The organism is Litchfieldia alkalitelluris (assembly GCF_002019645.1).
GTDB lineage: Bacteria > Bacillota > Bacilli > Bacillales > Bacillaceae_L > Litchfieldia > Litchfieldia alkalitelluris.
Genome location: NZ_KV917374.1, coordinates 5298458 through 5319850 on the forward strand (window position 1 = coordinate 5298458; position 21393 = coordinate 5319850).

14 protein-coding genes and 1 pseudogene are annotated in these 21393 nt (G+C 36.9%); 4 read left to right on the plus strand and 11 right to left on the minus strand.

The features are described from left to right. The first annotated feature begins 1080 nt into the window (after positions 1-1080). Positions 1081-2097, plus strand: coding sequence for a TIGR00341 family protein (locus tag BK579_RS24655; RefSeq protein WP_078550103.1), 1017 nt, complete (start codon positions 1081-1083; stop codon positions 2095-2097). A 208-nt stretch (positions 2098-2305) separates the two neighbouring features. On the opposite strand, the gene truA is transcribed toward BK579_RS24655, so the two are convergent. Then, positions 2306-3052 (minus strand): tRNA pseudouridine(38-40) synthase TruA, encoded by a 747-nt coding sequence (truA, locus tag BK579_RS24660; protein ID WP_078550105.1) that lies wholly within the window; start codon positions 3050-3052, stop codon positions 2306-2308. A 160-nt stretch (positions 3053-3212) separates the two neighbouring features. Here truA and BK579_RS24665 point away from each other — a divergent pair, with 160 nt between their 5' ends. After that, the gene (locus BK579_RS24665) at positions 3213-3524 is read left to right on the plus strand and encodes a hypothetical protein (protein WP_078550108.1); all 312 of its coding nucleotides are present in this window, start codon (positions 3213-3215) and stop codon (positions 3522-3524) included. Between the two features lie 73 nt (positions 3525-3597). Here the strand turns inward: BK579_RS24665 and BK579_RS24670 are convergent, their stop codons facing one another. The 6 genes and pseudogenes from BK579_RS24670 to tagD all read right to left on the minus strand — a co-directional run bounded on the left by BK579_RS24670 (position 3598) and on the right by tagD (position 12104). Continuing rightward, positions 3598-4557 (minus strand): phosphoglycerate dehydrogenase, encoded by a 960-nt coding sequence (locus tag BK579_RS24670; protein WP_078550111.1) that lies wholly within the window; start codon positions 4555-4557, stop codon positions 3598-3600. Between the two features lies 1 nt (position 4558). Next, on the minus strand, positions 4559-5764 hold the full coding sequence (locus tag BK579_RS24675) for a pyridoxal phosphate-dependent aminotransferase (RefSeq protein ID WP_169891253.1): 1206 nt from the start codon (positions 5762-5764) through the stop codon (positions 4559-4561). Between the two features lie 373 nt (positions 5765-6137). Further along, on the minus strand, positions 6138-8513 hold the full coding sequence (locus tag BK579_RS24680; RefSeq protein WP_139365157.1) for a polyprenyl synthetase family protein: 2376 nt from the start codon (positions 8511-8513) through the stop codon (positions 6138-6140). Positions 8514-9027: 514 nt separating this feature from the next. After that, positions 9028-9828 (minus strand): annotated as a pseudogene (gene tagH / locus BK579_RS24685) (teichoic acids export ABC transporter ATP-binding subunit TagH); the annotation flags it as partial. 15 nt (positions 9829-9843) lie between these two features. Beyond that, a complete protein-coding gene (locus BK579_RS24690; protein WP_078550122.1) occupies positions 9844-10674 on the minus strand; it encodes an ABC transporter permease in 831 nt (276 codons plus the stop codon). Positions 10675-11705: 1031 nt separating this feature from the next. Continuing rightward, positions 11706-12104: a glycerol-3-phosphate cytidylyltransferase gene (gene tagD / locus BK579_RS24695; RefSeq protein ID WP_078550124.1), complete on the minus strand. Its 399-nt coding sequence runs from the start codon at positions 12102-12104 to the stop codon at positions 11706-11708. A gap of 236 nt (positions 12105-12340) precedes the next feature. On the opposite strand from tagD, the gene BK579_RS24700 reads away from it, so the two are divergent. Continuing rightward, positions 12341-14440, plus strand: a complete 2100-nt coding sequence (locus tag BK579_RS24700) for a CDP-glycerol glycerophosphotransferase family protein (protein WP_235848531.1) — start codon at positions 12341-12343, stop codon at positions 14438-14440. 344 nt (positions 14441-14784) lie between these two features. Here the strand turns inward: BK579_RS24700 and BK579_RS24705 are convergent, their stop codons facing one another. Both BK579_RS24705 and BK579_RS24710 read right to left on the minus strand, forming a co-directional pair. Then, on the minus strand, positions 14785-15696 hold the full coding sequence (locus tag BK579_RS24705; protein ID WP_078550126.1) for an IS3 family transposase: 912 nt from the start codon (positions 15694-15696) through the stop codon (positions 14785-14787). Then, positions 15693-15998 carry a transposase gene (locus BK579_RS24710; RefSeq protein ID WP_078550128.1) on the minus strand — a complete coding sequence of 102 codons (306 nt, stop codon included), beginning with the start codon at positions 15996-15998 and terminating at the stop codon, positions 15693-15695. The genes BK579_RS24705 and BK579_RS24710 overlap by 4 nt, the downstream gene beginning before the upstream one ends. A gap of 551 nt (positions 15999-16549) precedes the next feature. On the opposite strand from BK579_RS24710, the gene BK579_RS24715 reads away from it, so the two are divergent. Continuing rightward, the gene (locus BK579_RS24715; protein WP_078545275.1) at positions 16550-17710 is read left to right on the plus strand and encodes an IS256 family transposase; all 1161 of its coding nucleotides are present in this window, start codon (positions 16550-16552) and stop codon (positions 17708-17710) included. Positions 17711-18198: 488 nt separating this feature from the next. On the opposite strand, the gene BK579_RS24720 is transcribed toward BK579_RS24715, so the two are convergent. Together BK579_RS24720 and BK579_RS24725 are read right to left on the minus strand one after the other, a co-directional pair. Then, positions 18199-19713: a glycosyltransferase family 2 protein gene (locus BK579_RS24720; protein WP_139365159.1), complete on the minus strand. Its 1515-nt coding sequence runs from the start codon at positions 19711-19713 to the stop codon at positions 18199-18201. A 352-nt stretch (positions 19714-20065) separates the two neighbouring features. After that, complete coding sequence (locus tag BK579_RS24725) at positions 20066-21262, minus strand: phosphoglycerate dehydrogenase (protein ID WP_078550132.1); 1197 nt, start codon at positions 21260-21262, stop codon at positions 20066-20068. Positions 21263-21393: the final 131 nt, after the last annotated feature.

Sequence of the window (21393 nt, forward strand, 5' to 3'; positions counted from 1 at the left end):
GCATGGGAAAGGGAATGAAACAATGCTTTTCATTCCCTCCGTTGGGCTTTAGGCATGAGAAAAGGAATGAAACAATGCTTTTCATTCCCTTAGTTGGGCTTTAGGCATTAGTAAGGGAATTGGAACTCTCCGACCTATGTATTTTCAGGGTAGACTTTCATGCGAATCAGTATTTGCACCATGGCGTATGAAAATAGTGTATTCACCTAGTGTGGAATGAGCGGAGAGCCACCTGACTCCTGCGGGATATGCGGTACACGTGAGACCCCGCAGGAGCCCTCCCCTGGCGACGAGGAGGCTCACGGACCGCCCCGCGGAAAGCAGGTGGATCGCAGCTCATGGAATTTCGCTAACTAAGTTATTTTCAGGTAGACATCTATGCTAATTAAAATTAGCACCATGGAGTATGAAAAATTATACTTAGCTTGGTGCCTAGCTTCAGGCGCTATCGGCTCTGGGTCATAAGTCAATCCATCTAGAAGGTTAAAGAACAACCTTCTAGCCGGCTTGTCTTATGCCTGTCGCCGATGAACGAGCGCCTTCCGCTTTTCTTTTCAGGGTAGACTTTCATGCGAATCAATATTTGCACCATGGCGTATGAAAATAGTGCATTCACCTAGTGTTTAATGAGCGGAGAGCCACCTGACTCCTGCGGGATATGCGGTACACGTGAGACCCCGCAGGAGCCCACCCCTGGCGACGAGGAGGCTCACGGACCGCCCCGCGGAAAGCAGGTGGATCGCAGCTCATGGAACTTCGCTAACTAAGTTATTTTCAATTAGACATCTATGCTAATTAAAATTAGCACCATGGAGTATGAAAAATTATACTTAGCTTGGTGCCTAGCTTCAGGCGCTATCGGCTCTCAGGTCTAAGTCAATCCACCCTAGAAGGTTAAAAAGCAACCTTCTAGCCTGCTCGTCTTATGCCTATCGCCGATGAACGAGCGACTCCCGCATTTCTTTTTTCAGCGTAGATACATAAAACAACTTGGGTTAAAGATTTACAAGATTGAATCAAATCGATATGGTTGGCTACCCTAATTAATGGTTATTATTTCTATTTTGGGAGATGAAACATATGGATTTACAACTCATTGAAGCATATATCCCAGATAAACATTTCGTAAGAATAAACGAATCACTGCAAAAATACCCCCTTGTTTCACATTGGGTATCAAACGAATCAGAAGAGCAAATGCTAATCCGCATTCTTGTAAACACAAGAGATACTGAGGAGATTTTAAACTATCTTGAAAATGTATCAAATCTAGTTGATGGTTTTGAAGTGCTTCTTTTTCCAGTTCAAACTTATATAAAAAGATTATCAGATGAGGATAAAGCGCAGCAATTAAAGGATAAAGAAGCTGATAAAAACAAGCTACAAAGAGCAAGTCGACATGAATTACTTGGGACAATTCAGAAATCAAGCAATATTACCCTAACCTATACATTGCTCGTAGTTTTGTCTGCGGTTGTTGTGACGATTGGTTTTATACAAAATAGTGTCGCTGTGATCATCGGTGCAATGGTTATTGCCCCAATGCTTGGACCTGTCATTTCCATTGCCTTTTCATCAATACTTGGTGATTTCCAACTTCTACGGAGTTCAACAACTACATTATCATATGCCATTTTCATCGTGTTAGGTATATCAATATTATTTACATTCATTTTTCCAGTGCCTTATGAAAGTACCGAGTTCGCCTCAAGAACACATGTGAACCTCACGGATATTGTCCTTGCACTAGCATCAGGAACAGCTGGAGCACTCTCAATTCTCAATCGCCTCCCCGGCTCCCTTGTAGGAGTAATGGTCGCAGTTGCCTTGCTTCCACCAACTGTTGTTTTAGGTATGACTGTTGGATCAGCCATGTGGAAGGAAGCATATGGTGCCATGCTTTTATTAACTGGGAATATAAGTTCAGTTTTGCTAGCTGCGGTAATTGTATTTTCCTTAAGCGGCATCCGTCCAGTTAAATGGGATGAGGTACAAAAAGCAAATACATCAAGGAAACGGTCTATTCTTTATGTAAGTTTGATTATCTTACTACTGATTACAGCCATCCTGTTCAGTGATCGAATTGATTTAAGGTAAGAAGCGATCGACTTATTGCCCGTCTATTGACGAAAGGGTGGATATTATAAGCTAAATAAAATAGGGAGATGATGGTCATCCCCCCTATTTTACCCTTAATGTATTAAATCCTTTTAAAAATCATCAAAATCTCTAACAGTTTCAAACCCCATAATTTATAGGTGCTTGCCCATTATTTAATTCTTTAGGAAATCGTCTTAAAGCAGTTTCATAAGGTCTTAAATTCAATTTTTTCCAGATATAGTCCCTCAGCATGAGCCATTAGACCTGTTTGAACTCTCTCTTTAGAAGCTAAAATGTCTGGTATACTGCTTGCTTCTTTTTCACCCAGTCCAACTTCTATCAACGTACCGACAATTTTTCTAACCATATTGTAAAGAAATCCATCTCCACGGACGCGGATGGAGATAAAGCCGCCCTCTTCCTCAAAGTCAATTGAAAAAATCTCGCGCACCATTGATTTTTTCTTCGATTTCGCATTTGAATATGATGTAAAATCATGCTTACCAATAAAATACTGACTCGCTTTTTTCATTTCCGTAATGTTTAACTTCTTCTCAATATGCATGCTGTATTTTCGCATAAAGGGATTTGAATAGGATTCATTCCATATTTTATATAAATATGTCTTATCTTGAGCGTTATAACGAGCATGAAAGCGATCGGGAACTATTTCAACCTCGACAACACTAATATCTTGTGGCAAATATCGATTTAGGTATTCCATTACTTCCACTTCGGTTAAATTCTTATTTGTTTTAAAATTGGCGATTTGCTCAATTGCATGTACTCCAGCATCGGTTCGGCTACATCCAACAATTTCAACCACTTCTCCTACTAATTCAGTTAAAACATTCTCAATTTTCCCTTGAATAGATTGATCTCCACTACCAAGTCGTTGCCAGCCTTTATATCTTCCACCATCATATTGAATTTTCAATTTAAAATTATTCATAAGATATCTCCTTGTAAAGTTGTCATTTCACTTATTATCTCTTAAAATCCGCGATCAAATTACGTCTCTTACTTTTTCAGAGAAAGTCACTATGTATTATAACTTAAATAAATGATTAAATTACAAAAGAATAAGTTTTAAAAAAGTAAGGAGAATTTTATTGAGGTATATTATTTGGATCCTAATTCCACTAATTATGCTAACAGGCTGCGAACAAACACTCTTGGAAAAAATAAAAGAAGATGATATAAAAAGTGACGGGCTCCACTATGAATTCGAGAAGCTATATCAGCTTGGAATTGAAGGAATTTCCAAGGATGAGAACAATCAGATTATTTTTTATGTTGCTAAACCCAATGACACTACAAGAAGGAATATTGATCAAGGATTGATGGAGATATTCGGACAGACGATTGATTATATCCTGCGGGATAGCGAGGAGTTGAATGTAGAGATAGAGCCATCGGATTAACACATTTGGTACCTTTTAATTTCTAAATATCAAAAATAAAGGGGGTGTACTCCTAACACCTCCCTACAATATCTTATATTCTAACTTTCGGTAAAACAACATAATCCAATTCTTCACCATTTAACATTTTTTTAATATTAGAGATTGATACCTCACCGATTCTACCGATAGACTCATATGTCGCTCCACCGATATGTGGTGTTGCAACAATGTTTTCTAATAGTGGTAAGTCATTAATAGGAGGCTCCATTTCAAATACATCTAATGCTGCTCCCATAATTTGTTTGTTCTTTAATGTATTAAATAAATCTTCTTCATTAATGAGTGACCCCCTTGAAACATTTATAATGTAGGCAGTTGGCTTCATCAAGCTCAAAGTACTTTTATTAATTAGATGTCTATTCTTATCGTTTAACGATGTCGCGATTATAATATAGTCTGATTCCTGAAATAATTTTTCTTTCCCTACAAAAGTAACATTCAATCTTTCAGCGGCAATCTCATCTGGATAATTCGTATATACTATTGTCTCCATATCAAAACCTGTTGCACGTTTGGCAATCGCCTTAGCAATAGATCCAAATCCTACAATTCCTAGTTTCTTTTGATAAATTTCATTTCCCATCGACAATTCCCAATATCCTGATTTGATTTCTTTATCTTTTTTAGGAATACTTCTTGCTACCGATAGCATTAATCCGAAAGCATGATCGGCAGCCGACTGAGCATTCACTCCTGGTGCATTTGTGACAGGAATACCTTTAGAATAGGCGTATTCAACATCAATATTGTCGTACCCCGCTCCATATTTAAGGATATATTTTAGTCTCGGAGCAGCATCAATTACATCTTTATCAATTTTAACAACGGCCACAATAATAATATCTACATCTTTCACTTCATTTTTTAATTCTTCCTTACTGATTCCATTATCAGTATATAAAATTCGTACTTCACCCATACTTTTGGCATCTTCTATCAGCTTTGGATTAGCTTGATAAAAAGCATCTCTTAGCATTAACAAAATCTTCATTTTAGACCTCCAAAATAGAATTTCCTTTTACTCTAAGTTGCTTTAGCGCTAAATCTAATCGATCCATCGCTTGATTAATTTGCTCATAATCGGTTGAATAAGCCATCCTGATATAACCTTCTCCATACTGACCAAATGCCGAACCAGGAACACAGGCAATCTGAGCTTCTCTAAGTAAAAAAGTAGCTAACTCTTTTGACGACATTCCGACTTCTTTAAATGAAGGAAATACATAAAAAGCTCCTTCCGGGACCACACAACTAACATTCTCCATTTCTAATAGTCTATTAATTAATAGTTGACGCCTGTTGTCAAACTCCTTTACCATTTCATAAACAGGTTCCTGAGAACCAATATATGCCGCAACAGCTCCATATTGCGCAAAGGAAGTCGCACTTGATGTATTATATTGGTGAACCTTCAAAATAGGCTGAATCAACTCTTCAGGACCTGCTGCATACCCCAATCTCCACCCATCCATTGCGTACGCCTTCGAAAAACCGTTAATGATAACAGTCCTTTCAAACATCCCTGGTAAACTAGCAATACTCACATGTTTCACTTCTCCATAAATTAGTTTTTCATATATTTCATCTGAAAGAACAAGTAAATTAGCTTCAATCGCTATTTCAGCGATTTCTTTTAATATTTTTTCTGGTAAAACAGATCCCGTGGGGTTGTGTGGGGAGTTTAAGATAATCATTTTTGTACGTTGATTTAATTTGTCTCTTACATCATTTGGACGAAGAATGAATCCTTCTGTTTCATGAAGTGGGATAGATACAGGTATACCTCCAGCCAGTTCAACAATGTATTGATATTCAAGCCATGCAGGGTCAGGAATTAACACCTCATCACCTGGATTAATGAAAGCAAAAATTGCACCTACTATCGCCTCTTTACAGCCAACAGATACAACAACCCCCTTATTCGGGTCAACAGTTACATTGTTTTCTAATTTCAATTTTTCTGCAATCACCTCTCTTAATTCAGGAATTCCCTGATTGGCTGTATAATGAACAAAACCCTTTTGTAATGCATCATTAGCAGCGGCTTTTATATGTAAAGGAGTATCAAAATCCGGTCTTCCAATTTCCATATGTGTGAGCTTTATACCACGCTTCTCCATTTCATTTGCTTCATTAAAAATTTCTCGAATACTGGAAAACGGGATTTTCGAAAGACGGGTTGCAGTGGATATAGTCAATTTAATTCCTCCAGATAACATATTTGATTAATGTTTTTATGTTACATTTTGTTACACGTTTTTTTAAGGAGCTGAATTTTCATAAGCCAAAAACATATAAAGAGGATTACAGGGTAGTAGGTTTTAGTTGTTTTAAATTTAATCACATTTTATGTAACATATTATAACACGAAAAGACACTTGTAAATGATAATTTTCTGACTAATGAGAAAACAAAGGTATTATTAACAAAAAAAGCTATCTCCCGAAATAGAGAGATAACTTTTTATCAATTAATATGAAGTACTTTCTTTGAATTCAATTATCCATTTCTGTACTTTTCAATTTTAGTTTTAGGACAAGAGCGCCAATCTTACGAAAAATTATTCAAACTCTAATGATCGCGATTCACCATATAATTTAGTAAATGTTTTAAAAAGGTTGTATCACGAGGAATCTCTCCTAACACTTCAGTTCCAATACAATAATGCTCCCACATTGCTTTTCTAGCAGCTTCTCGGCCTAAGACTGAGACAAATGTTGAATTGTTGTTATCAGCATCTATTCCAGCTGATTTTCCAAGGATGTCTGTATTACCTTCTACATCTAGAAGATCGTCCTTAATTTGAAAAGCAATGCCTGCATGTTTCGCATATTTTTTCAGTGCTTTCACTTCGGCATTCTTTGCCTTAGCCAGAATCGCCGGCATGACAAGAGAAGCTTCAAAGGCTTTTCCGGTTTTATAGAAACTTAGGATATTCAATTGTTCCAAAGTTAATGGTTTCCCTTTTGAATTCAGATCCATCGCCTGTCCATTGCACATATCCTCTGTTAACCTAGCAGAGTATTGAATTAATGAAAGCACCGTTTTTGCATCAAACTGATCAAGAGTAGTTTGTTCCTCAATTGCCTTTTGAGTTAAAAAAAGGCCAGTTAATTCTGCAATCGCAGCATTATATACTTGATGTAAAGTTGCCCGTCCTCTTCGAGTGGACGCATTATCCTGAGCTGGCAAATCATCAAAAATCAGTGAAGCTGTATGCATATATTCTAGGGATTTTAACAGTGGTAGAATGGCTGATTTCGTTAATCCATATTGGTATATGCCCATAACCCAGGTTACAATAGGTCTCAGTCGCTTTCCATCTGCTTCAAGACTAAAATTTGCTGCCTCAACAATAGACTCACTCATCAAAGGTGATGTTTCTTTCTTAGAAATTGGAAGGATCGCATTAATCTCATTGCGAATCGTTTTAATCGTATTTAAGAAGTCTTCCCGCTCTTTTCGTTCATTTCTTAGGTTGGATATCATATGATCTCGAAGGAGCTTATCAAAGAAATCCACGTCATCTGCTTTTCTCACCATTCTTTGAATAAGGCTATTAAAGTCAGGATGACCTGAAGCAAACAGATCCATTACTTCTTGGTACTTTTCAAGACCCATTTTTTCTTTATACCGCTTTAATCCATTTATTGCTCGATTTAAGATGATATCACTTGTTTTTGGATCAGACTTATACACATTATGAATTAAATTAGAAATAACCGTCCAATACAGTTCAAAGGGATTAATAAGGTCTGAGCGCTGTTTATGATATTTCAAATAATACGTATAAGGTGTGACCGCACCATTCCTTAAATCCTCATACATATCGGCAAAATCATCTGCTAGTTGGTTGTAAATACCATATAAGAAAGTCCGCTCATCAAACCCCTCATCCTCAGGTACACTTATAACCGACCGAGCAATTAATCGTGAAAAGGCGGATTTTAAAATAACCGATACATATAGTTCCTCATTAGTATAGGTTGAAATATATAACTCTTTCTCTCGGTCAACTTCCTGTGAGTGAAAGAACACATATGATTGCTCAAAAAACATTGTAATCGTTTCTTCTTGCTGATGTTCCTTAATGTACTCAAACGCTTCTTTTAACTCTGAATGAATAAAGGTAATTAAATCCTTATTCTTTCCTGTCCATTTACCCAAAGTTGGAACATTACCTGTAATAAGTGCCGTCCGAATCATACTTGCATACTGCTTACTTTCTTCCAGAGATAAAATGTTAGCATCCAACAAATCATCGATAAAGGGGTAAGTAAGACCATAGGAATAGCCTAATCGTATGGCTTCATCCAGTCTCCGTCTACGTTCATTAGGCGATACGTTGTCACCCATTTCTTCGATAACGTGCATGAGTACCCCGGCTATAATTTTCATCAGCTTTCTTTGTGCATTCTCAGCATCCATTCCATCTGGGATATTATCTGAAACCGTCTTTATTTTATTTAACACCCAAATCATGGCCGATTCGATGTTTTCCTTCTGAGCTTTCCTGTATAACCCAGCCATAGTAAATGGTTCATCCCTGGTAGTAGTGGAGTGTAATAATTGAGTTTTTAAATTCTCAACGGTATTTCGGATTTTCACCTGCGTATCAGCTGAGTCCAATGTTTTTCCTAAATCTCGTAAAAAAAGATAAGAAATGCTTCGATCCAAGTAATCATCTAGTTTACCTGTATATTTGAGATACTGAATATAGTTGTGGTAATCCTTTTGACTGGGTTTTTTCTTTATGCGTGAAAACATGGAGAGAAATGTTGGATGGTGAATATGCTTTTGTTTCCATGATTGAAAATCCTCCGTTAAGATAGGGACATATGCCTTTTCCTTAACTTGTTCATTAAGTAGTGTGAAATACTGAGCGGCTTTCCTCTCAGCTATGTGATAGCATTCATCGGCGGCGGTACTTCTTAACTCTGCATTCATAAGATAGATTACCTCTTTTTAACTCTTTTTTAAGTCTAATAGATATATTATACTATTCCACATTTTATTAATCTATAAGACTATACATTCCTAAAAGAAGTCGTAGGCGATTGAAAAATCTCTTCTCATTATTTTTTTGAAGTTACCCTGAAAATAATTGGGATGGAGAGTTCCATTCGCTGCGATCCACTCGCGGGATACCGCGGGGCGGTTCGTGGGCCTCCTCGTCGCTTTTGGCTCCTGCGGGGTCTCACGCTGACCGCATATCCCACAGGAGTCGAGTGGCTCTTCGCTCATTCCACACTATGGAAAGACATTTTTCATACTTAATGGTGGGAGTGAATTCAGCATGCAGTCACATTGAATATGGTCATGTTCATGTGATGAACGAAATTAACATGGAGCATTTCAAAAAGGCTTATTGGAAGAATACATATTTACAAAACAAAAACACTTAGATTTACATTATCCAAGTGTTTTTCCTATAAAAAAAGCTCCGATTTTTTTATATTCACTTTGCTGTTGCTAAACCACTTTGCTTCTTCATTACTTCTTCGCGGAATTTTTTCTGTTCCTCGGCAGACATTGCTTTATGGTGCTTCAGAAATTTTTCATATTCAGGGATAATTTCTTCTACCGGGCCATAGTCTTTTATTTCACCATACTCAAGCCAAATCGCTTTTTGACAGAATTCTTTAATTTGCCCCATTGAATGGCTAACGAAGAAAATGGTTTTACCTTTTTCTCTAAACTCAAACATTTTATTTTTGGACTTTTGTGCAAATACTTGATCTCCTACAGAAAGTGCCTCATCTATAATTAGAATATCAGGATTAACGGTAACTGAAATTGCATAACCAAGACGTGACCTCATCCCGCTAGAGTACTTTTTAACAGGTTGATCAATAAATTTACCAATATCAGCAAACTCAATGATATCAGCTTCCATCTCCTTAATTCCTCTCTTTTTAAACCCAAGCATCAAGCACTTTAATTCAATATTTTCCCTACCAGTTAATTGATTATTAAGACCAGATGAGATGGCGATAATAGATGTTTGTCCAATGGTCTCCACTGTACCAGATGTTGGAGGAATTACGCCTCCAATAATATTTGAAAGTGTAGATTTTCCTGATCCATTCACACCAACAAGTCCGATTACGTCGCCTTTTCTTGCAGTAAACGATATATCTTGAAGAGCATAAAAATCCTCCCCATATCCTCCTGGTAAAATTACATCCAATAGCTTTTCTTTTGATGATTTATGCATCTTATATTTCTTATAGACATTTTTAACGATAACCGTTTCACTCATGTGCTCACCATCCAATCATAAATAATCAACAAAACGGTTTCTAAACTTCAAATGCAAAGTTGAACCAAGTAAAAATAAAAATAACATCATTACCCAAAAATAAAGGGTATATTCTGCGTGTTCAACAAAATACCAGTTTGTCCCTAACAATGAGGCTCTATATCCTTCTACAAGATAATAAAGGGGATTCAACTTTAATAAGATTGTTAAATTCATACCATTAAGTTCTAATTTTTCAGTATGCCAAATAAGCGGAGTTAAATATAAAAGCAATCTTAAAACAGAGTGTATGATTTGTTGCACATCACGGATAATTGTAGAAATAGTTGATGTAATAAGTGCAAGAGCAAACAAAAAGATTAACGTTGACACCATGAAATAAGGTAACTGGATATAATAAATGGAAATCTTAAATTGAGTAAACTGCAAGTAAAGCATCACAACCCCTATTAGCATTAAATGCGTATAGAAATTGGCCATAATAACAAATGACGGAATCGCACTCATCGGAAAACTCATTTTAGCAATTAAATTAAGTCTTGAATAAATTGATTTTGACGACTTTGAAATGGCTGGATTAACAAAAAACCAAACAACCATCCCCGTTACCATCCATGTGAAAAAAGGAACATCTACACCGTTTTCCATCGTTATATTTCGACCACCGCGCACTCCAACTCCGAACACCAACCAATAAATTGAAAGTTGAATAATCGGGTTTAGGATTTCCCAAAGTCGGCCCAAGTAATTATTCGTATTGGCACTTTTCATCTCAAAAGCGGAGAGTCTAAGGATTAGATAAAAGGAACTAATTTGCTCCCTTATAATTGTAACCATTGACTTCATAATAAAAGATTGTCCTTCCTATAAACATAAATTCCTCTATCATTATTCATTATGACCAAAAATAAACTTTATAAAAATAAAGCCTCAAGATTTATGCATCTTATGAATAAAACACAATGCAGTTTTCCTGAAATTGATACTATAAAAAACTAGTTAGGAAATTCTAACTAGTTCAGTGGGGAGTAAAAATAAAGGCGTGGAATGAGCGGAGAGCCATTCGACTCCTGCGGGATATGCGGTCAGCGTGAGACCCCGCAGGAGCCAAAAAGCGACGAGGAGGCTCACGAACCGCCCCGCGGAAAGCGAGTGGATCGCAGCGAATACAACTCACTAACCTTGGTTATTTTCAAGGTAGACATCTATGCTAAATAAGTATTTCGCACCATGGTGTATGAAAAAATGTTTCCTCCTCAATGTGGAATGAGCGGAGAGCCACTTGACTCCTGCGGGATCCAGTGGTCTCGTGAGACCCCGCAGGAGCTGAGCCCTTGGCGACGAGGAGGCTCACGGACCACCCCGCGGTAAGCAAGTGGATCGCAGCTCATGGAACTCCACTACCTAGGTTGTTTTCAGGGTAGACATCTATGCAATTAAAATTAGCACCATGGAGTATGAAAAATTATACTTAGCTTAGTGTCTAGCTCCAGGCGCTATCGGCTCTCAGGTCTAAGTCACTCCGGCAAGAAGGTTAAAAAGCAACCTTCCAGCCGGCTTGCCTTATGCCTGTCGCCGATGAACGAGCGCCTTCCGCTTTTCTTTTTTCAGGGTAGACTTTCATGCTAAATAAGTATTTCGCACCATGGTATATGAAAAAATGTTTCCTCTCAGTGTGGAATGAGCGGAGAGCCACTTGACTCCTGCGGGATCTAGTGGTCTCGTGAGACCCCACAGGAGCTGAGCCCCTGGCGACGAGGAGGCTCACGGACCACCCCGCGGAAAGCAAGTGGATCGCAGCTCATGGAACTCCACAACCAAAGTTATTTTCAGGTTCATGCTAATTGAAAGTGAAAAACAAAAAAATGGCTAGTTCCCTAACCATTCTCTACAATCTTCAAGTCCTTTTTAATTTTCGATGTAGAAATCCCAATCGTTCTCGGCAAATAAATCACTTCACAATATTCTTTAAGGAAGTCAAACCGACCTTCCCAATCATTTCCCATCACAAATACATCAACTTCATGTTTAATAACATCTTTAACTTTTTGATCCCAGGTGTTTTCAGGAATTACCTCATCAACAAAGCTAATCGACTCTAAAATCATTTTTCTATTATCAAAGCTATGATAGGCTTGTTTATTTTTTCCATCATTAAATTCATCCGTAGAAAGGCCGACGATTAAGTAATCCCCCAACGCTTTCGCACGTTTTAATAAATTCACGTGCCCGAAATGGAGTAAATCAAAAGTACCATAAGTTAATACTTTTTTCATTCAAATGTCCTCCTTTAAAATCGAAAAAGGTTCCTTTTATCATTATAGAGGTGGATATCAAATTTATGCCATAATGTCAAAAATTGACTTATCTACACTAAAATTAGTACGAGTGGTGAAAGCGCGTTTGATATACACATGATTTATCCACTGAAAATGTTGGTTTTGTGTATAGATTTATATCACAGGTAAATACTAGGAGGTATGAAATTTTTTTATAATAGGGGAAGAATACATTGAACAGAAAAAAACGAGATAAAAATTGTTATTTGGATTTATTATATTTTCAAGATCATAACTTATACATTCAAATTGTTTGTTCAAAATTAATCAGTGATGGCCATTTGAAATTACTTTTTGTTGAACGATATACAACTAAAAAGAGAGAGTTTATCTTAACGGGCATAAATGATATTGAACATAAATATGAAGTTAGCCTACAAGAAACAGACTTACAACATTTAATGAGTGAGGGAAAAGACTGGGATGTTTATGTCACTAATGAATCTAATACGAGAATCAGATTAAGCAGCAATGATTTAGAATTAGAGCTTCTTTTCTATCTCAATGAAGGTCAAATGCTGACACCCTTCACAACAAATAATGGTAATGTATCCTTCAAATCGCAGCTACCACAATTGATTTCGAAAGTAGATCAGATAGATTTTATCAATAAAGATCGCATTGCTATCAAAGGTTATGTAGTTAATCCTTTATGGAAAGAGCAGCCTGTTGAGTTAAAAAGGACTTTAATCCTACGAACAAATGATGATGAATTTTCTTATAAAATCCCCTTAAAAATCGTCGAACTTAATAAAATTGCCAAACAATATAACCACGGGGGATATAACTTTCTTCCAATTGGCTTTGAAGCTGTCTTTTCTATCACAGATTTAGTATCAAAAGTAAAAAACGATTCAGTTACGTTAAAGGCACGAATTGAACTTAACTATTACGAAGAAAATAAAACTAAAACAACTGAGACCCCTCCGATCAAACTAAAATCTCCTAGTTTCAAGAAAAAATCTCTGGTTAAGAAGGTAGATGCTAATAAGAAGCTAATCTCTATATCCAGAACAAAAAAGGCGCGACAATTAAATATTAGCATGAATGAATATAATTTTAAAAATCACATCAAGGCTCGTGTCAAGAAGCGATTCCTCTCAATTAAAGGGCATTCTCTTGTTAAAAATATCTACAAAAAAGCTTTTCATTACATTGGTTTGATGCCGACAAAAACGAAAAAAATTGTTGTCTTTGAGAGCTTTCTTGGAAAGCAGTTTAGCGATAACCCTCGGGCCATCTATGAGTATTTAAAAGAAATTAACTATCCCTATAAATTATATTGGAGTGTTGATAAAAAATTTCTTCATAACTTTCAAGATAAAGATCTTAATATTATCCGCCGATTTTCAGTAAAGTGGCTTTTAATTATGCCACGTGCACGTTTTTGGGTAACAAACTGTAGGCTCCCTTTATGGCTACCTAAACCTAAGAACACCATATATTTTCAAACATGGCATGGCACTCCGCTTAAACGACTTGCTGCAGATATGGATGAGGTCTATATGCCCGGAACAACGGCTGAGAGTTACAAAAAAAACTTCGTCAAGGAAGCACAGAATTGGGATTATTTAATTTCTCCAAATGCTTACTCAACTGAAATTTTTCAAAGAGCCTTTCAGTTTGAAAAAGAAGTGTTAGAAACTGGTTATCCACGAAATGACTTTATCTGTAATAACGATAATATGGATACGATTAATAAATTGCGAGCAAGCTATGGAATTCCTTCGGCTAAGAAGGTCATTTTATATGCTCCAACATGGAGAGATAACCAATTTTATGCAAAAGGGAAATATCGGTTTGATATTAATTTAGATTTAGATTTATTACAGGAGAAATTGGGAAAAGATTATGTAATACTTTTTCGATTACATTATTTAATTTCAGAGAACCTTGATTTATCACCATATGAGGGCTTTGCCTATGATTTTTCAAATCACGAAGACATCCGTGAGCTTTATTTAATGGCAGATGTTTTGATGACTGATTACTCTTCGGTATTTTTCGACTACGGAAATTTAAAGCGCCCGATGATCTTTTATGTTTATGATATTGAACAATATCGCGATAATCTTCGTGGATTTTATTTTGACTTTGAACAGGAAGCGCCAGGTCCATTGGTAAAGACGACAGAGGAAGTAATTCAAACGGTTAAAGAAATGGAAGCGAATGATTTTCAGATGTCTCAAAAGTTTGATGCATTTTATGAGAAATTTTGTTATTTGGAGTGTGGGGATTCGACTCGGAAAGTGGTAGAGAAGGTATTTTTATAAGTTTACCTTGAAATTAAATTAGGTTGAAGAGTTCCACTTACTGCAATCCACTCGCTGGATACCGCGGTACCCTGAATACCGGTGGGATTTAAACAACAAACCGGCCAACACTTCGAAATCGTGGAGATCATGAACAAAAATCTGGCGAGAATAGCGGAAAATACGGCGGGTTTGAGCCTGAATACGGCGGAATCTGAAGATAATCCGGCCAATGTGGACTTCTGTCAATAAAAGAGACACAATAATGCCTTGGATTGGCGTATTTTATTTCTTCCGCGCTACGTGTTCCCACTTCGCTTGGATGCCTCCACATAAAGGAAACAATCAAAAATCTATTGTTTCCTTTATGCAGAGGTTAATTGGTCAAGAGTGGCGTCCCGTATTTGTGCCTTAAAATACGCCAATTCATACTCATTTGGCGTGGCGTAGTTCAGGGTTGAATGCATTCTCTTTCTGTTGTAGAACTCTACATAAAATTTTACAGCTTCCATCGCTTCTGCTTTAGTTTTGAATCTGAATTTGTTTAGATATTCTTTTTTCATTGATGCAAAAAATGATTCTGCACAGGCATTGTCATATGGTGTAGCCTTACGGCTCATGCTTATCTTTGCTTTTGCTTCTTTTAATACGTCAATGTAGTCTTTTGAACAATATTGTGAACCTCTATCCGAATGATGAATCCAACCTTTTTTTGGCTCTCTCAGCTTGATTGCTTCCTTTAACGCTCGTAATGGTAGAGTTCGATCCATTTTATCGCTAAGGGCATAGCTAATAACTTTCCGACCATATAAATCAAGTATAGGATTAAAATATATAAACCCTTCCATCGTAGGAATATACGTGATATCCGTAACCCATACCATATTTGGTTCCTCTGGGTAAAAGTTTCGTTTCAGATTATTATTATACGTTTGATTAGAATGGTCCGAATCAGTAGTGGCAATATACTTTTTCGGAGGGGTGGCATATAACCCTAGCTCCCTCATTCGATTGGCCACCGTTTTGGGTGATACGCTAATTTTATCCTCATCTACTAATCTTCGATGAATCCTCACACTTCCATAAGCTTCGATATTATCCAAAAAATGAAAGCGGATACGTTCATCCAGGTACCGTCTCCATTTTTCTCTATCCGTTTCTTCTCGATCTAGTCGTTTTACATATGAATAATATCCAGAGGGTGACACTTTAAGTACTTTGCACATCAACACAACAGTATGTTCATTCCGAAGTGAATGAATAAATTCAAATATCACTTCTTTTCTTGCGTGAAGATGTGCATGGCCTTTTTTAATATTTCTACCTCCTCTTTTAGCTCAAGTTTTTCTCTTTTTTCTGCTTCGTACATCTCTTTATACTCTGAAGCTGTCAATAATTGACTCTGTTCATGCTGTTCTGCTTCTTTCTTCTTTTTTCGCATCCTTGAAACCCACTTCTGCAGCGTATCATAAGGAATATCTAACTTTCGGCTTACGTCAACTATTTTATGGCCGTCCAATAAAATCTGTTTAACCACATACTCTCGAAACTCAGGGGAATAAGTCTTATTTTTCGTCATGCTTCACACGTCCTTTTTTATGTTAATTATGATTAAAACATGACGCCAACCCCTATGTCCACTTTTTATACTACATCCAAATGCTTCGAATTCGTGGAGATCATGAACAAAAATCCGGCGAGAATAGCGGAAAATACGGCGGGTTTGCCCCCGAATACGGCGGAATCTGAAGATAATCCGGCCAACGCTTCGAATTCGTGGAGATCATGAACAAAAATCCGGCGAGAATAGCGGAAAATACGGCGGGTTTGAGCCTGAATACGGCGGAATCTGAAGATAATCCGGCCAGTGCTTCGAAATCGTGGAGATTATGAACAAAAATCCGGCGAGAATAGCGGAAAATACGGCGGGTTTGAGCCCGAATACGGCGGAATCCGAGGATAAAACGGCCAGTGCTTCGAAATCGTGGAGATTATGAACAAAAATCCGGCGAGAATAGCGGAAAATACGATTAAGTCCGTATAATTGTGTAAAAAGAAAAAGGGTTCATTTTATTCACTCTTGGCTACAATGTTTTCAACGACGATAAACATTAGAAAAGAGGAATAATAATGACCCAATTACAGTTTACCCTAGATTTGGAAAATTTAAAAGAATCCGTTATAAATTCTGATATTGAAGCAGTTATCAAATCTGCGATTGTTTTGGTATTAAATAATGTCATGGAAAAAGAGAGAGATGACTATTTAAACGTAGCTGCCTATGAGCGGTCCGCTGATCGACGTGATTATCGTAATGGTTATTATGAACGTGAGTTACTCTTGAATGTTGGTAAAGTCACGCTTAAGGTACCAAGAACTCGTAATGGTGAATTTTCAACCTCAGTATTTGAGAAATACGCCCGTTGTGATCAAGCTCTAGTAATCTCTATGTTGGAGATGGTTATTAATGGTGTATCAACTCGCAAGGTCACTCAAATTGTAGAACAACTTTGTGGCGAAACTGTCTCAAAGTCATTTGTTTCGTCACTTACTCAAAAACTTGATCCAATTGTTAATGATTGGGCTAAACGACCTTTAAACACTAGATATTTCCCTTATCTTTTTGTTGATGCAATGTATATAAAAGTTCGGGAACATCATAAAATCGTCTCCAAAGCAGTTTATATTGCTACAGCGATTACGGATAAAAACAAGCGTGAAGTTTTAGGTTTAAGTGTGGATCATGTTGAAGATTTTGAGAGTTGGAGTCGCTTTATTCAACAGCTGAAATCGCGTGGGCTTCAATCCCCAAAACTTGTTATTTCAGATGCACATAAAGGGTTACAGAAGGCAATACAACGTGAATTTATAGGTACTAGCTGGCAAAGGTGTTATGTACATTTTAAACGAAATATTATTAACAAGCTGCCAAAGAAAGACTCTGCTGATATTCGTAAGATGATAAAACGAGTGTTTGAAGCAATTACGATCGAGGATATTCGTACTTTTAAAAATGAACTAATGAGTCAATATGGAGATATCCCAAAGTATGAGAAGGCTCTTCAAATTTTTGAAGAAGGTTTCGAAGATACCATTCAGTATATGAATCATCCCGAAGGTATGCGATGTTATCTGAGAAGTACCAATTCTCTTGAACGTTTAAATCAAGAAGTACGAAGAAGAGAAAGAGTCATTAGGATATTTCCGAATACACAGTCTGCTTTTCGTTTAGTAGGTGCAGTCTTAATGGAATATCAAGAGAATGCATACTCCCGGAAGAAGTCCCTATAGTATTTTTCCCGAAACTTCCAATTATGGTATTATGGCATATCCAGGAGAGGCTATCAAAGTGAAAGGCCTTTGACAGCCTCTCCTGGATATGCAAAAGAAAAACCATGGAAGCTTTCGCAAAAAAAAATGTAAGGGGAGACCTAACCCCATACCTTGAAAACAGTTGAAAACATTGTATTAGTATTTTACACAATATTATGGACTTGACTGAAAATACGGCGGGTTTGAGCCTGAATACGGCGGGTTTGAGCCTGAATACGGCGGGTTTGAGCCCGAATACGGCGGAATCTGAAGATAAACCGGCGAGGGCTTCGAAAACGTCCCTACTATTAAGCTCTCACTGTGCATTTTTTTCTCGCAAGACTCGAGGCTATCTCCACTCATTCCACACATGGGTAGATTAAAACGGTTTATCTTCCTTCATACTTTAGTTTCTCATAACAGCTAAAAAAGCGAACTGGATTGTATCCTAGTTCGCTTTTTTATGGTTATTTCACCTTTAACCCAATATTCGAATGAATGGTTGTGTAGAATTTAAACTCGCGGTTTTCATATCGGATATTGTTTTCGTTTATTTTTCTGATATTGATCTTGTTGTAGTCATTATATCTTAGAAACATGGCATAGCTGGAGGATGGTAGTTGGTTGAGGATGCTCAAATCCACTTCTAACCTTCCATGGCCATCCTGATCGACCTTAACCGGAATCGAATACTCCAAATTCACATCGTCCCGATCCCTGATAATCACATCTGTAATATTATCAACACAATCACCATATACCATGAAATCAAGATAATACTTTTGATCATCAAACCGATCTTCTTTAAAAATGGCAATCATCGGTACACGAATGTTTCGGTATTTCTCTTCAAGAAATGGAGCCACGTAGTAAGGCAAATTGTCCTTAATTAAGACATTCTTTACCTTCTCTTTTTTCTCCCAAGCAAAGAGCTTTTCAAGGTCCTTTGTTTTCCCTTCTTGATATAACTGAAAGGCCACTTTATTTAACGGGTTATGAAAATTCTCGGTGAAATCATAGCGTAATCCATTTGTCGTCTTCAATATCTCATTAAATTTATTATAATATAGCTGTTTTAGCTTCGTTTTTTGGAAATGGCCGGTATTGAATAATCTCGTAATTGAATCAAATTCATATAATCGGTTCAAGATCATTTTTTCTTTTTCCGGCTCTAAATTCTTATTAAGGATATAGTGAATTACTTTTATATTGCTATCTGTTTTTTGCATAATATTCGTCTGCTTTGTTAGTGATGTGTCATTATCATCCAGCCGGTTTAAATAATAGATAGGCGCTTTCGTTGTTGATATTTTATTACAGTTAATTAATACATCCATAAAAAATTGCTTATCCTCGGCAAACTTCATTTCTGGAAATACAATTCCATTATCTTTGACAACACTAGCCCTTATCATCCTCGCGCGCGGTCCTAAATGCTGAAAGATATGAGGAATTGAGTAGGGTGAGATATTTCTGCGCTCTTTACAGGATTCATGTTCCCCTACAATTTTGGATCCATCTGATTTAAGTTGAATCGTTTTTCCAACAACATAATCATCACCTGTTTGTTCTAGTATGTCATGAAGTTTTTCTAGACCAGTAGGTTCAAGCCAATCGTCCGCATCTAGAAAAGTGATGTATTTAGAAGTAGATAACTTTACCCCAAGATTACGTGGTTGTCCTGGTGTGCCTGTATTGCATTCTAAAAATACGGCAATAATATTTTCGTATCTCGAAGAATATTCTAATAAAATATCACGTGATGAATCAGTAGAACAATCATCAACTAAAAGATACTCAATATTCTCAAATCCGATCGTTTGATTAATAACAGAGTCTATTGTTTTTCTTAAGTATTTTTCCGCATTATATACGGGCGTCACCACAGATACCTTCGTTTTGTTCACTTTATTTTCTAACTTGTTATCAACTACATAATATCCGTCTTTGTTATAGTCATATGTTTTATCTTTAAACTTCATTGATTTAAATATCCACGCTACATTCACCATTAAAGCTTTCCCAACCTTCTACTTAAATTTGGCATTATTTCTTTTATCGACAAAAAAATGCTAATTTATTCAAATAATCAGGGAATAAAGGCTGGGGAATGACAAGGCGTAAAATTAACCAAAAAAAACCTAGTATACAAGGCCATATTCTTGTATACTAGGTTTTTTAATTTGGGCTACTTTTAAAAAATAGAGTAGTAGTACCGTCGCTCCCCAATACATATCTTTCCAAGGACGGTGTAGGGAACCTCGATGCTGTTTAGCTCCTGCTGGGTCACCCATCTTTATTAGTTTGGATAACACTAAACGAAAGTAATTCAAATTAAATAATACGAGTGGTAACGATACCTTTAATTTGATTAATTTTCTCTTCTAATAAAGGAGTAACATCTCCATTGATTTTATTTTCGATATCAATCATTGTATATGCATATTCTCCTCGGCTTCTGTTTACCATATCAGCGATGTTTAAATCGAAGCTTGAGATCGCTACTGTAATCTGTCCCACCATGTTCGGAACATTTTGGTGAAAAACTGCCACACGCCTTTTACCTGTATAAGGAAGGGCTGCGTTTGGAAAATTCACTGAGTTTCTGATGTTTCCAGTTTCTAAAAATTCCTTTATTTGGCGTGCTGCCATAATTGCACAGTTTTCCTCAGATTCTTGCGTAGAAGCACCAAGGTGGGGAATCGGCACTGCATTTTTCATCTTTAGGACATTTTCATTCGGGAAATCTGTAATATACTTACCTACAATTCCATCCTCAAGTGCTACTGCCATATCCTCTTCATTTACCAACTCTCCACGTGAGAAATTCATAATATGAACACCTGGTTTCATGATGCTAAATGTTTCTTTATTAAACATGCCCCCAGTATCCTTTGTGAATGGAACATGTACTGTGATGTAATCAGAGTTCGCAAAGAGTTGTTCTAGTGAAGCAGCACGTTGAACATTACGTGATAGATTCCAGGCGGTGTCAACTGAAATGAATGGATCAAACCCAATTACATCCATGTCTAAGTCCAGTGCATCATTTGCAACAAGTGCTCCAATTGCACCTAACCCGATTACACCTAGCGTTTTACCCTTAATTTCTTTCCCAACAAATTGCTTTTTGCCTGCTTCAACAAGCTTTGGGATTTGATCGCCTTCATTCTCTAACGTTTTTGCCCACGCAACACCTGCAAACAAGTTACGAGAGGAAGCCATTAATGTAGTTAATACAAGCTCTTTTACAGCATTGGCATTTGCTCCAGGTGTATTAAATACTACAATCCCTTGCTCTGTACATTTTTCAACCGGAATATTGTTGACACCCGCTCCAGCACGGGCAATCGCCTTTAAATTAGGATTGAAATCCAATGAATGCATGTTAAAGCTACGCACAACAATCGCATCCGGATTCTCACTTTGATCATCAAGGATATAGTTTTCCTTGAATACATTTAATCCTTTTTCTGAAATATGATTTAATGTTTTAATCGTTTGTAATGTCTCTAGAGTTTTTGTGCTCATGAAAGTATTCCCCTTTTTCTGGTCTTTTGATAAGTCACTAAGCAGAAGTTATTTTCAACAAAATAGCATCATGGATATTTTATAAGTAGGACATCTATCCCCTCCAGATATACAGAAAGAGGTAAGGGAAC